The organism is Nocardia acididurans (genome assembly GCF_016741815.1).
GTDB lineage: Bacteria > Actinomycetota > Actinomycetes > Mycobacteriales > Mycobacteriaceae > Nocardia > Nocardia acididurans.
Genome location: NZ_JAERRJ010000003.1, coordinates 215,279 through 228,886, shown reverse-complemented (window position 1 = coordinate 228,886; position 13,608 = coordinate 215,279). Strand labels below are relative to the sequence as shown.

Annotated in this window: 10 protein-coding genes; 8 read left to right on the top strand and 2 right to left on the bottom strand. The window is 68.6% G+C overall.

Annotation, left to right across the window (positions count from 1 at the left end):
• The first annotated feature begins 584 nt into the window (after window positions 1-584).
• Genes JK358_RS09135 through JK358_RS09100 form a run of 8 tightly spaced genes read left to right on the top strand, consistent with a single transcriptional unit; the run spans window position 585 to window position 11,535 of the window.
• On the top strand, window positions 585-3,302 hold the full coding sequence (locus JK358_RS09135) for a phosphoenolpyruvate synthase (protein ID WP_307817407.1): 2,718 nt from the start codon (window positions 585-587) through the stop codon (window positions 3,300-3,302).
• Window positions 3,295-6,759: an AMP-binding protein gene (locus tag JK358_RS09130; protein WP_201945468.1), complete on the top strand. Its 3,465-nt coding sequence runs from the start codon at window positions 3,295-3,297 to the stop codon at window positions 6,757-6,759. Before JK358_RS09135 ends, JK358_RS09130 begins: the two co-directional genes overlap by 8 nt.
• Window positions 6,756-7,022, top strand: coding sequence for an acyl carrier protein (locus JK358_RS09125; protein WP_201945466.1), 267 nt, complete (start codon window positions 6,756-6,758; stop codon window positions 7,020-7,022). The genes JK358_RS09130 and JK358_RS09125 overlap by 4 nt, the downstream gene beginning before the upstream one ends.
• Entirely contained in the window at window positions 7,019-8,104 is a 1,086-nt protein-coding gene (locus JK358_RS09120) for an SDR family oxidoreductase (RefSeq protein ID WP_201945464.1), read from the top strand. The genes JK358_RS09125 and JK358_RS09120 overlap by 4 nt, the downstream gene beginning before the upstream one ends.
• Complete coding sequence (locus JK358_RS09115; protein WP_201945457.1) at window positions 8,101-8,994, top strand: nucleoside-diphosphate kinase; 894 nt, start codon at window positions 8,101-8,103, stop codon at window positions 8,992-8,994. Before JK358_RS09120 ends, JK358_RS09115 begins: the two co-directional genes overlap by 4 nt.
• On the top strand, window positions 8,991-9,965 hold the full coding sequence (locus JK358_RS09110) for a ScbA/BarX family gamma-butyrolactone biosynthesis protein (RefSeq protein WP_307817406.1): 975 nt from the start codon (window positions 8,991-8,993) through the stop codon (window positions 9,963-9,965). Before JK358_RS09115 ends, JK358_RS09110 begins: the two co-directional genes overlap by 4 nt.
• The gene (locus JK358_RS09105) at window positions 9,965-10,594 is read left to right on the top strand and encodes a nitroreductase family protein (RefSeq protein ID WP_201945454.1); all 630 of its coding nucleotides are present in this window, start codon (window positions 9,965-9,967) and stop codon (window positions 10,592-10,594) included. Before JK358_RS09110 ends, JK358_RS09105 begins: the two co-directional genes overlap by 1 nt.
• Window positions 10,591-11,535, top strand: a complete 945-nt coding sequence (locus tag JK358_RS09100) for a UbiA prenyltransferase family protein (protein WP_307817405.1) — start codon at window positions 10,591-10,593, stop codon at window positions 11,533-11,535. Before JK358_RS09105 ends, JK358_RS09100 begins: the two co-directional genes overlap by 4 nt.
• On the opposite strand, the gene JK358_RS09095 is transcribed toward JK358_RS09100, so the two are convergent.
• Together JK358_RS09095 and JK358_RS09090 are read right to left on the bottom strand one after the other, a co-directional pair.
• On the bottom strand, window positions 11,513-12,238 hold the full coding sequence (locus JK358_RS09095) for an ABC transporter permease (protein ID WP_201946245.1): 726 nt from the start codon (window positions 12,236-12,238) through the stop codon (window positions 11,513-11,515). The two genes, JK358_RS09100 and JK358_RS09095, sit on opposite strands and share 23 nt — an antisense overlap.
• A 29-nt stretch (window positions 12,239-12,267) precedes the next feature.
• On the bottom strand, window positions 12,268-13,545 hold the full coding sequence (locus JK358_RS09090; RefSeq protein ID WP_201945452.1) for a glycosyltransferase: 1,278 nt from the start codon (window positions 13,543-13,545) through the stop codon (window positions 12,268-12,270).
• Window positions 13,546-13,608 lie beyond the last annotated feature (63 nt).

Below are 13,608 nucleotides of genomic sequence, written 5' to 3'. Positions count from 1 at the left end.
CCGTCCTCGAGTAGTTCGGTCAGCGCCCGTCGTCGGTCCTCCGTCGGATTCGGCTCGGCCATGGGCCCGATTTTCGCTCAGCGGAAGGTGACGTGGATCGGCTCCGCAGGGGGTGCCAACCGGGGAGTTGGTTGAGGGTCGGATCGCGGGGTCGGTGTGGGGTGGTTGCGCGAAATCCGGGTTTTCGAGTTCGCTGGATGGGGCGGTGTGAGGGTGGTCTCAGGGCGGGTGGGCGATCGGTGGGTAACCGTGAGGTGAGGGTGGACGATGTCCATTACAGACCGAACGCGTAGCGGAGCCAGCCCATCCAGATTTCTGGTGGGGCGCCGATCATGTACTGGTAGGCCGCGTTGGAAAGGCCGTTGATGACATTCATGGGACTGTCCTTTCGCCGGGGGCCGCGTGGATCCCTGTTGCCCTGGAAATCGGGGGTAGCGAACCTGCCGTTACCGGGTGTAGGGCGGCTTGGGGAGGGACAGCCCATAGAAGGTTGGGCTGGTTATCGAGTGAAGCGTGGGGTATTCAGACAAGATCCTTTGATCTTGTACGGCGCCGGCCGGGGCACTGGCCGGGGTGATGGGAGAGTGCTGGTGCAGGTGCTTGGTCCGTGGTCCGAAGCAGTGCGGGTCGGCGAGCTGGGGGGTGGGAAGGCTCGGGGGTTGTATTCGTTGGGGGAGTATGGGTTTCGGGTTCCCGAATGGGTTGCGCTGGGGGTTGATGTTTTCAAGGGGTTCGTGGCGGCGGCGGGGTTGGGGGACGCGCTGGCCGAGTTCGAGGGGATCGGGGATGTCGAGGCGGCTGTTGTTCGGGGGGCGGCGCTGCGGGAAGTGATTGTTGGTGGGCCGCTTCCTGATTCGGTTCTGGAGGTGATCGACGCCGCGCTCGATCGGGTGGGGGAGGGTGCGATTGCGGTGCGGTCGTCGGTGGTGGGGGAGGACGGGGCGGAGCATTCGTTCGCGGGGCAGTTCGACACCTTCTTGAATGTGCGGGGGCGGGCGGAGGTTGTGGCTCGGGTGCGGGAGTGCTGGGCCTCCGCATACTCCGAGCGGGCTGTTCGGTATGCGTTCGCGCATGGTTTGCCGCGGGTGGGCGCTCCGGCGGTGGTGCTGCAGCGGTTGATCGCGGCGCGGGCCAGCGGGGTGGTGTTCAGCGCGAATCCTGTCACCGGCGCGGCCGATGAGGTGGTGATCAGTGCGGTGTACGGGCTCGGGGAGGGCCTGGTGTCGGGGGCGGTGGACGCCGACTCGGTGATCGTGGACAAGAGCAGCGGTGCGGTGCTGGATCTTGTTGTGGGGGACAAGGATCAGCGGTTCGAGGTGGGTGAGCAGGGGACTGCGATCGTCGAGGTCGACGGGGCGGATCGGGGGCGGGCCGTGCTCACCGACGCCGAGGTCGCGGAATTGGCCGAGCTCGGGCGGAAGATCGAAATCGACAGGGGGGCACCGCAGGACATCGAGTGGGCCATCGATGACGACGGGGTGTGGCTGCTGCAGGCGCGGCCCATTACGGCAACCGGTGTGACTGCCGGGCCGGATGTGGAGTTGCGTGGGGCGGGGGAGGAGGTTCCGGAGGGGGAGCTGCGAATCTGGGACAACTCCAACATCATCGAGAGTTTCAGTGGGATCACCTCGCCGCTGACCTACACGGTCGCCGCGGATATCTACGGGCGGGTGTACGACGGGTACGCGGCGTCGCTGCGGGTGCCGCCGGAGCAGCGGCGTGATGTGGCGGAGTGGACTCCGGTGCTGCTGGGCTACTTTCACGGGCGGGTGTACTACAACCTGCTGCACTGGTACCGGATGGTGGGGATCGCGCCGGGATATCCGCTGAACCGCAAGGTGCTCGAGGCGGCGCTCGGGGTGGACGAACCGCTCGAGAACGAGATCGCCACGACCCTGCGGCCCTTCGAGTTTCGGAGCCGGGCCGCACGATTGTGGTCGCGGGCCGTGACGACGAAGACCTATGTGCAGCGGTGGCGGGGCATCGACACCATGGTCGAGAACTTCATGACCGAGTTCTACCGTGTTTACGACGAATACGATGCCCTCGATTACACAGGTATGAGCGGGGAGGACGCCTATTCGGCATACCGGAGGGTGGATCGGGATCTGGTGGAGCGGTGGGGGCCGCTCATGGTGCTGGACGCGATTCTGCTGACCGGTACCGGGCTCATGTACCTGCTCACCAAACTGTTTCTGCCCAAGGCTCCGGAATGGTTCCTGTACGCGGTGGTGGGCCCGGGCGCGGATGTGGAATCGGCGGAACCCGCGCGGGCCATGACCGAACTGGCGCGAATCGTGAAGGCCGATCCGGAATTGACGGCGCTGGTGGAATCGGCTGCGCCGGAACAGATCTACCCCGGTCTCAGAGAGTCCGGATATGCCGAGTTCCTGGGGCGGGTCGATGAGTACATCGACAAGTACGGCTACCGCAGCCTCGATGAGCTCAAGCTGGAAACCCCCGACCTGCGGGAGGATCCGGCGAGCCTGTTCATCATGCTGCGCAGTGCGCTGGGACGGCTGGGCGACAGCGTCACCGCGAGTCGTGGCGACGAGGCCGACGCCTACCTCGATCAGCACCTGCGCGGACCCCGCCGCCGGATCTACGAACGCTTGCGCGCCAAGGTTTCTCGCTGCGCCGCGCATCGGGAGCGGCTGCGGTTCTGCCGGACCCGCGCTTTCGGCATGGTGAAGCGGATGATTCGCGTCATGGGCCGGGATCTGGTGGCGCGCGGCGTCATCGACGATTTCTCGGATGTGTTCTACCTGACCGTCACCGAATTGCGCGGATGCTACGAAGGGGCCGACACCGGCGAGTTGCGGGCGACCGTGGCCGCTCGGAAGGCGTTGCGCGCCAGGGATTCCGCGCTCGTCGCCCCGCCGCGATTCCGTACCGTCGGCGCGAAGTTCTCGCGGGCGGAGCTGGCCCGGCAGGGCTGGGTGCCGGTCACCGATACGGCCGCCGCCGAAGTCGGTACCGTGTTGGCAGGGACGCCGTCGGCCTCCGGTGTGGTGGAGGGTCCGGCGGTCGTCGTGGACGAACCCCGCGACGTGGCGGGCGGGATCCTGATCGCCTATCGCACCGACCCCGGGTGGGTGGCCGCGCTGCCGTCGGCGGCGGCGCTGGTGATCGAGCGGGGCAGTCCGCTGACGCATGTCGCGATTGTGGCGCGCGAGCTGGGCGTTCCCACGGTGGTTCAGGTCAAGGACGTAACGAAGAAGATCCGTACCGGGATGCGCATTCGTGTAGACGGTGTGAACGGCACGGTTACGGTGCTCCCCGAAGGAGAATCGCATGAGTAATGCGGATTCGGCGAAAGCCATTGGCACGGTTCGTGATTGGCTGGTGGACCCGGTGGCCGACGCCGGGATACACCTGGCCGACGAGGCCGACGGGTGGGAGTTTCGCGGATACGGCGAGGTGGCCGATCAAGCCTGGGCCATCGCGGCGCTCATGCGGGCGCGCGGGCTCGGCACCGGGGACGGTGCGTGCGTGATCATGCCGACCGGATTCCCGTGTTTCGCAGCGTTTTACGCGGTGTGGGCGTGCGGCGGGGTGTTCACGCCGATCGCGCCGCCCATGTTCGGGGATCTCGATCAGATCGTGGCGCATATCGCGGGGATCCTCGAGCAGGCGCGGCCGAAACTGGTGGTGACCTCGCCGGAGTTCGAGTCGTTCGTGCGCCGCGCGGCCGTCGAGTCCGGATTCGAGGACGGGCTGCTGGTGGTCGACACCGCCACGCTGGAACCCGCCGCCACCCCGAGGGAACTCGCACCGGCCGACGAGGTGGCGCTGCTGCAGTTCACCTCGGGATCCACCGGCGCGCCGCGTGGGGTCCGGGTCAGCTGGCAGAACCTGGCCAACAACGTGGCCATGATCTCGCAGCTGCTGGATTGGCGGCCGGGCGAGGCGATGGTGTCGTGGCTGCCGCTCTACCACGATATGGGGCTGGTCGGGGCGTTCCTGACCACCGTGACCAATCAGGGTGACCTGTACCTGATGCGCCCGGATCAGTTCGTGCGCGATCCCGTGCGGTGGCTGCGGGCCATGTCGACGGCACAGCATTCGCCGTCACCGTCGTTCGCGCTCGGGTATGTGGCACACCGGGTGCGGCCGGAGGAGATCGCCGAGCTGGATCTGTCGGGGCTGCGAACGCTGGCCATCGGGTCGGAACCGGTGGAGACGGCCGATCTGCAGTCGTTCGCGAAACTGACCGGTCCGCAGGGGTTTTCGATGAACGCGTACACGCTGGCCTACGGGCTGGCGGAGGCCACGCTCATGGTGACTTCGTCAGCGCGGCAGCGGCCGATCACGGCACTGCGGGTGGACAATCCGAATCTGCGCTTCGGGCAACCGGTTCCGGTGGTGGAACAGGCATTGCTGGATGACAAGCGCCGGGTCGACGGCCCGGGATGGATTACCGGACTCGGCTATTCGACGCCCGAGTCGACCGTGCTCGTGGTGGACGACGAGGGCAATGAGCTGCCCGACGGTGTTCTGGGCGAGATGGTCGTGGTCGGTGACTCGGTGGCGCTGGGGTACTCCGGCGAGCCGAGCACCGGGTCGTCCACCCGCATCGAGAACGGCCGTTTGTACAGCGGCGACGCCGGATTCCTCTACAACGGTGAGGTTTTCGTTCTCGGCAGGATGGGATCGAGCCTCAAGGTGCGCGGCCGCTCGGTGTTCATGGAGGACATCGAATCCCGCGTGGCCCAGGAAACCGGTATCACCAAGGGCAAACTCGCGGCGGTCGGCATCAACGACGCCGGAGTCCAGGGCATCGCACTGTTCGCCGAAACCGCGGCCGGTGACTGGATCCACGAGGCCCGCAAGATAATTCGCGGACACCTCGGCCCGGCGCAGACCGCGCACATCGTGACCGGCCCGCGCGGCCTCATCCGGCGCACCTCCAGCGGCAAACCGCGCCGCCGCCACATGTGGCAGCTGCTGCGCGACGGCGCGCTCGCGGGTGCGGTGGTCCACGAGGCGGAGGGGCCCGCGGCGGATTCCGCCGCCGAGGCGACCGATACGGCCACGCCGCGACCCGGTATGGCACCGGAACGCGTACGCCAACTGCTGGAATCCGCGCTCGACGCCGTGGCGGTCCCCGCCGGCGCGGCCGTGCTGTTCGAGGGTTCGCTGGCCGAGGGTTTCGGCAACGAGGGCTCGGATATCGATTTTCTGGTGGTGTCACCCGGCGACGAGGCGATGCCCACCCTCCCCACGGTGCTGTTCATCGACGGCCGCCGAGTGGAGGTCCGCACCCGTTCCGTCGGCCAGTTGCGCCGGCAGCTCACCGCCGTGGCGGCCGCCCCCGATGAGGACCTGCTCAACCGGTGCCAGCGCTTCCTGCGCGCCACGGTGGTGCGCGCGGGCGAGGTCGACCTCGCCGAGCTGCGTTCACTCATGCCCTACGGCGGCTTCTCGGCCCTGGCCGCGCGGTGGTGGACCGGTCGCGCCGCACACGCCCTGCGCTACGCGATTGCCCTGCGCGCCTTCGGTGCACACGCCGAGGCCGTGGAGTGGGCGTGCGACGGTCTGCTGCAGGCCATGAAGGGGTGGGCCGCCCGTCGTGGCGAGACCTACATCGAGACCAAATGGCTGCCCAGCCAGCTCGACCGCATCGGCTCGCACGAGTTGATCGACTGGTACCGCGAGGTCGGCACCGCCGCCACCTGGCCGGAGGCCGGCCCTGCGGAGGCACGGCGCGATGGTGACCTGGTGAAGCAGCCGCCGCCCGCCGAGCGGGAGCGCTGGGAACGACTGCTGGACTTGGCGTTCGCGCTCGGTGTCACCGACGTCGCGGATGACGCGCATCAGCTCCTGTTCGCCCGCAAACCAGGGGTGACCACGTGGTCGCTGGGTGGCCGCGTGCATGTACTGCGCTCCGACAGTGAGGTTTTCGTGCTGTCCGAGCGCGCGGCGAAGGCGTGGCGCTCGGTGGTGTTCCGGCATTCGGTGCGCGATGTGCTCGCTCGCGCCGGCCAGGACGTCGGGGCGGAGCTGGCGGAGTTCGTCCGGCTCGGGTTCGTCGGGTTGCAGTGGCGCGGTGGGGAAGTCGTCGAGCCCGCGCTCGCCATGTGCAAGGTGGTGAAACCGTATGCGCCGGTGCCGGGGGCGGCCGCGCCCGCGCTCGGGTTGACCGGGGCCGCGCTCGATAGTGAGATCGCCACGCTGGTGCCGATGTCCGCGACCCGGTTCACCGAATGCGGGCTGAATCTGGTGTGGGCCAACGTGGTTCTGGAGAATGCCAGGGAAGACCTGGTGGGGGCGGTCAAGAACGGGCAGGGCGGGGTCGCCGACATTGCCGCGCACCGGCTCATCGCGATGAGTGTGCGCGTGCTGGTGTCCGCGTTCGGGATCTACCCGCTGCCCGCGGATGTCGCGCCCGCCGAGACGCTGCGCAGGCTGCTGCCCGCGTCCGCGGTGCGGCGGACGGAGATCCTCGAGCAGCTGGATGCGGCTCGGAGCGTGCGGTTCTCGGCGGTCATCGCCGCGGGTGGCGACACTCTCGAACCGCTCACGGTGCTCGATGAGTTCGTGCATCTGGTGCGCCGGGTCGCCGGTGGCGCGGATGCCGCGACCGGGTTCCCGGCCTCCTTCGATTCCCGCGAGCAGTGGGAACGCACCCTGTCCATCGGCTACGACTGGCTTCGTATCGCCGGATATCTCAATACGGATCTGCCGCTCGACGAGACGCGCGATCTGCTGGCCAGCGGCGGGCATCAGCCGCACATTCGGGAAAGTGAGCACGCATGACCGCCGAGAACACCGTCGCCGTCCGGATTCACGGCATCGTCGCGGCCATGGCCCCGCAGCCGCCGGAGAAACTGGCCGACGCCCATCGGCTGATAGAGGATCTCGGATTCGATTCGCTGCGGCTCATGGAGCTCACCGTGGTGCTGGAGCGCAGCTTCGAGTTGCCGAGGTACCGCCCGGAGGATCTGATGGGGGTGCTGCGCGTCGGCCAGGTCGTCGATCTGGTGACCGCGACACTGGCCGACCAGGAGGTGCAGGCATGACCGAACGTGAACTGGTACTCGTCACCGGAGCCAGCGGCCTGGTCGGGGCCGAGGTGGTCGCGCGGCTGGCCGCCGCCGGGCGCACCGTTGTGGCTGTGCTGCACAGTAATTCGGATATCACCCGCAACGACGGCTCCCCGCTGGAAGTCGCGCATCGGGTGCGCGGCGATATCCGCGCCCCGCGTTTCGGGATACCGGAGGCCGAGGCCGCCGATCTGGCCGGGCGGGTGGGCCTGATCGTGCACTGCGCCGCGACCACCGCGTTCGACGCCACGCCAACGGCTTACGAGGAACTCAATGTGCGGGGTGCGACGCACGCGGTGGAACTCGCGCTCGAATGGAATGTCCCGCTCGTGCACGTCAGCACCGCCTATGTGTGCGGCCTGCGCGGCGGCGTCATTCGCGAGGACGATCTCGACGCGGGCCAGGATTTCGGAAACGGCTACGAGGACAGCAAGTTCCGCGCCGAGCGGATCGTCCGCGCGGCGGGTGAGCGCGGCCTGCGCTGGTCGATCGTGCGTCCCGGCATCGTCACCGGCGCGCTGGGCACCGGCGTCATCCGCGAGTACAAGAACCTCTACACCGTGGTCAAACTCATGGTGGAGGGCAAGCTCCGCAAGCTCCCCGGCCGCTACGACGCCACCCTGTCACTGGCCCCGGTCGATCATGTCGCCGATGTGATCACCACCGCGGCACTGCATTTCGACGCCGCCGCGGGCCGCACCCTGCACGCGCTGGGACGCGACACCCTGTCGCTGCGCGAGGTCTCCGATGTGCTCGCCGAATACCCGTCCTTCGAGGTCGCCACCTACGTGCCGGAATCCACCTTCCGCGCCGACGATCTGGACCCGCTGGAACGCGAGTATTACCTGCGCATCGGCATTCTCTACACCAGCTATTTCAAGCGCCGCCTGGTATTCGACACCACCGCCGCCGATGAACTGCTGGGCAGGCCGTCACCCGAATCCGGAAAGGACTACCTGCGACTTCTCCTCGACTACTGTCTGGAGTCCGGCTATCTCGGCGCACCGCTGCCCTCGATCGCCGAGGTCCTCGCCAGAACGGGAGGTGGCCACCCATGACCGATGATGCTGTGCGCGAACTGCTCTCGGAGCTGACGCCCTCTCCCGCCAAGGTCGACGCCTACACCGGCGACACCTACGTCCTGGAGACGATCGAGCATCTCGACCGATCGGGTTGCGACGCCGCGAAATTCGCCCGCGAGCACGCCCTGCTGCTGCTCAAGCCGGACGCGATCGTGGCCCGCGCCGTCGAACCCACGCTGGACTGGTTGCGCGGCAACGGGTTCCGTGTCGTCGCCGCCCGCAAGACCGCGGTGGACCGGCATCTGGCCCGCGCGCTGTGGTACTTCGCCTGGAATATCGCCTCCCCGGAACGCCGCCGCCTGGCGGATCTGCTGGTCGGCATCTCCGAGGTGCTGGTGCTGGTCGTGCACGGCCCGGACGGCGAACTGCCCGTGCAGGCGCGGCTGACCGCCGCCAAGGGCCCGACCGACCCGCGCAAGCGCAAGCCGGGCGAGCTGCGGCATCTGGTCGGCAAGGACAACTACCTGCTGAACCTGGTGCACACGCCCGACGATCCCGCCGACGTGCTGCGCGAACTCGCCATCTACTTCGACGAGCACGATCGCGCCGAGCTGCTGCACGAGGTCTGCTCGAACCTGGATCGCACCGCGGAGGCCACGGAGCTGGCCCGCGTCCTGTACGCCGAGACCCCCGCCCGCAGCTTCGACCGCGCCGACGCCGTGACAGCTCTGGACGAGGTACTCGGGGGCGCGCAATCCGATGCGGAGCGCGCTCGGGCGCTGGACGCGGCGCTCATCGCGGGCCGGGAAGTCGACGCCTGGTCGGCGATCGTGCTGGGCTCCTATGTGTTTCCCATGCGGGTCGGATCGCAGTCGCAACTGCTGCGCCCCGTCACCGCGAACGACTGGTTGGAGGGCCGATCGTGATACCTGCCGAAACAGTGGCGGCAAGCCATGTCCGCACCATTCCCCGCACGCTGGCGCATCGGCGATCGGTGTCGGAGGTCTTCGTGACCTCGCTGGACGCCGTGGCCGAGGACGCCTTCGTGATCGGGGCGCAGCTGCCGCGCATGCACGGGCACTACGGTGATCATGTGGGCGCGCTGGCCGCACGGCTCGATCCGATCGCGGTCATGGAGGCGGCCCGGCAGGCGTCCATCGCCCTGACCCACGAGTTCTACGGGGTGCCCGCCGATCGGGCGTTCCTGGTGCGCACCTTCAACAGCACCGGCGCGGATACCGCGGCGTGGGAGATCGGTTCCGCCCCCGCGGATCTGGTTATGCACGGGCGCGCCCTGCGCAAGCACTACCGCGAGGAGACGCTGCAGGGCCTGGACCTCGTGCTCGACATCAGTTGCGCGGGCGTGCCGCTGTCGACGGTCGACGGATCCTTCTCCTGGGTGTCACCGCGCGCGTGGGGGGCCATGCGGGCCGGATTCCGGAAACAGCTGGGGCTCGGGGAGTTCCAGGGCGCGGCCGCGCTCGGCGCGCGTGCCGACGCCGCCTCGGTGGGCCGGGTGAATCCGTGGAACGTGGTTGTCGGACAGCCGTATTCGGTGGACGGCAGCACCCGGGCGGCGCTGGTCGCGGACACCACGCACCCCATCCTGTTCGACCATGAGCTCGACCATGTGCCGGGCAATCTGCTCATCGAGGCGGCCCGGCAGACCGCGGTCAGCATGGTGCCCGAGCTGCGGCCGGTGCTGAGCGTGACCAGTTCCTTCGGGCACTTCGTGGAGCTGGACGCACCGGCGGAATGCGTGGCCCGTTTCGCGGACGAGGGTGTCGGGCCCACGGTCGTGCACTGCGAGATTCATCAGCACGGCGCGGTGGCGGCGCGCATCGACCTCGAATTCGCCGACGACGCCACGGTTTCCGAGCCGGAGGTGAACCCCTGATGGGCGTCGACCTGCTCACCGGCACCCGGGCCTACCGGCGGCGGCTGGATCTGACGCGGCCGGTCGCACGCCAGGATCTGCTGGAGTGCCTGGAGATCGCCACCCACGCGCCCAGCGGCACCAACCGCCAGCCGTGGCGCTTCGTCGTCGTCCAGGACCCGGAACTCAAGCAGCGGATCGGCGAGTACTACCGGAAGGGCTTCGCCGCCTACCTTGCCGCGCGCACGCCGCGCCCGGATCAGCTGGCCGATCTGGCCTCCGGTCAGTACCTGGCCGATCATATGCACGAGGTGCCTGCCCTGGTGCTGGTGTGCTCGCTCGGCCGCCCACCGGTCGAACCGTCGGCGTTGCGGCTGGCCAGCTTCTACGGCTCCATCTATCCGGCGGTGTGGAATTTCCTGCTGGCACTGCGGGATCGGGGCCTCGGATCCACCATGACCACCGCGCATCTGGTCTATGAGCGTGAGGTCGCCGAACTGCTGGGGATCCCGGAGGATGTCACCCAGGTGGCCCTGCTGCCGGTGGCGCATCTGCTGCCGGGCAACGACGCACCGGCCCGGAAGCGCACCCCCGCAGCGGAACTCACCGGATGGGACGGCTGGATTGCCGACGGAGGAGCGGCACCGTGACGGCCGGTACCGCCGTGCGCCCGGGTGTACTCGTCTCCGCCGGGCGCATCGCGCGGTTCACGAAGGTCATGTACAAACCGCACTACCTGCTCTACGGGGTGCTGTGGGTGCTGGCCCTGGAGGGCACGGCCGCCCTTGTCTCCCAGACGGATACGGCCTGGCGGCCGACCGGTGCGACGGCCGCGCGCATTGCGATCGTCGCGGTCGTGCTGCTGTACCTGCGCATGGTCGACGAGCAGAAGGATCTGGAGTACGACCGGGTGCACAATCCGGATCGGCCGCTGGTCACCGGTGCGGTCAGCGCCCCCGAATTGCGCACGGCTATGGGCGTTATCGCGGTGGTCGCCATCGCGGGCAGCCTGGCCCTGTCGGCCTGGTCCGCGGTCCTGATCGCGGCCGTGCTGGCCTACGGTCTCGTGCTGTGGGGTCTGGAGCAGCTGTCGGAGACGGTGCGCACGAATATCCTGCTCAACCTTGTCGTCACCTATCCGGTGCAATTGCTGGTGACCGCCTATGCGGTGATCTCGGCGATGAATACCGGTGAGGTGGCGGGGAGTTGGCGGATCCTGGTGGTGGCCGCGGTCTTCGCGGGTGCGTTCCTGCAGTTCGAGTTCGCGCGCAAGACCTCGCGGGAGTATCGCGAGGGCGAGATGCTGTACTCGAATGCGCTGGGGGCGAACGGAAGTGCGCTCGCCTCCGTGCTGCTGGCAGTGGCGGCGGTCGGATTCGAGATCGCGGTGGCACGGCCGTGGGCGCAGGATCTGCCGTCGGCGGTGTTCGGCTGGCTTCCGGTGGCGCTCCTGCTGATTCCGCTGGCGGGCGCGTGGCGTTTCCGGAGATCCGGGGACACCGACTATCCGGTGATCCCCGCCGTGCTGTTCATCCTGACGCTCTACCTGGCGCTCATCGCACAGGCCCTCACCTTCGGGCCAACCGGCTGAAAGACGCACTAGCACCGGCGAATCCGACCAGTGCCAGGCCGGAGCACCACAGCACGGCCTCCACCCAGCGGCCGCCGCCGCCACCGTCGAGCAGTGCGCGCACGGTGTCCACGATCGGGGTCGCGGGCTGATTGTCGGCGAAGCCCCGCAGCCAGCTGGGCATGGTGGTGGTGCGCACGAACGCGCTGCTGACGTACGGGATGAAGGTGATCGCGTACGTCAGCCCGCCGGCCGCCGCCGGATTGGCCGCGATCATGCCCAGCGCCACCGAGATCCACGAGATGGCCAGGACGAACAGCGTCATCACGCCCAGCGCGGCCAGCCAGTCCAGCGGCCCGGCCTGCGGGCGGTAACCGAGGATCACCGCGACCGCCACCGCGATGCCGATGGCCGCCAGAATGCGCGCCATCCCCTCCACCACGTGCCCGGCCAGCACCGCCTGCCGGTACATGGGCAGCGTCCGGAACCTGTCGATGCTGCCGCGCAGCATATCCGTGGAGACCGCCGTGGCCGTGATCGACGCCCCGAATCCGGTGCACAGCAGCATGATTCCGGGCACCACGTAGTCGAGGTAGGTCCCGCCCACATTGATGGCCCCGCCGAACACGTAGGTGAACAGCAGCATGACCAGGATCGGCATGGTCATGGACAGGATCAGGGTGTCGGGGCTGCGCAGGGTGTTGCGCGCACAGCGCCGGAACATCACGGCGCTGTCGGTCACGAAGTAGAGGTTCACCGGGCCGCGGCTTCGACCCGGTCGGCGGCCCGCGCCGCGCCGCCCTCGGTCTGCAGGGTCGCCGCGAATTCCGCCACCCGGGAACGGCTTTCCGGTGTCAGCAGTGGCGCGAGCGCCTGCCGCAGGCGCTCGGCGGTCAGCTGGGTGAACCTCAGATGCGCGCCGATGCCGAGCTTGGCGACCTGCCCGCCCCACATGGGCTGATCGAACGACACCGAGCACACCAGGGTCGGCAGCCCGGCGCGCAGGCTCTCGAACAGCGTGCCGATACCGCCGTGGTGCACGGCCGCGAGGCAGCGCGGGAACACCACGTCGTGCGCGAAATCGCCGACCACCCGGACATGGTCGCCCGCGTGCGCGGCCGCGATATCCAGATCGCTCCAGCCCGCGCTCACCAGCGCCCGCACGCCCAGCAGACTCGACACCTCGTCGACCATCCGCAGCACGGCGGCGGCGTCCTTGATCGGCATGCTGCCGAAACCGAAGAACACCGGCGGCGAGCCCGCGTCGATCCAGCGCAGGATGCCGTCGTGATCACCCGCGAGATCGCCGACGGCCGCACGAGTGTCGTGGTCGAGGGTCAGGAATCCGGTGAACGGCCGCCGCGCGTCCCACTGCCGGGGCAGCCCGGGAACCAGGGCTGGATCATAGATCTGGAGCTCGGGGACTCGCGCTCGCGCCAGTACGCCCGCCGGGCTGGCGAACGACTTCCGCAATCCCAGCTCGGCCCGTAGTGCGTTCAGGTACGGCAGGAACGCCACCCGCCGCAGGTTCTCCGCGACCGTCCAGGTGGCCCGGTTGACGGCTGCGGGCGGACTCCAGTGCGCGGGCAGCGCGCCCGGGAACGGATAGGCGGAGTTCGCGCGGCACGGGAAGTAGTGCAGGCTGACCAGCGGAACGCCCATGGCCTCGGCCACCGAACTCGCGCGGTCCTCGGTGACGGTGCTGGCCACGATCAGATCCGCGCCCTGGCAGACCTCGATGACCTCCCGGTTCATCCGATCCGCGTAGCCGGACATCTGCTTGGCCACCAGCTGCATGAGCCGCAGCGTATTGCCCGCCGCCAGCGCCTGCTGTCCCTCGGGCGAACTGTAGAGCTGCTGCACGTCGGGACCGCAGGCCTGGGCGGGCAGGCCCGCCGATTTCACGAAGTCGACCAGATTCGGGGGCGCGCCGAACAGCACGTCGTGTCCGCGGCGTCGCAGTTCGATTCCGAGAGCGACGACCGGGTGCACGTCCCCTCGGGTTCCGGTGAGCGGAATCGCAATGCGCACGGGCCTGCTTTCTGTATCGGTACAGGACCTATCGACCCTCCAAGGTCAGCGGTTACAGCGTCC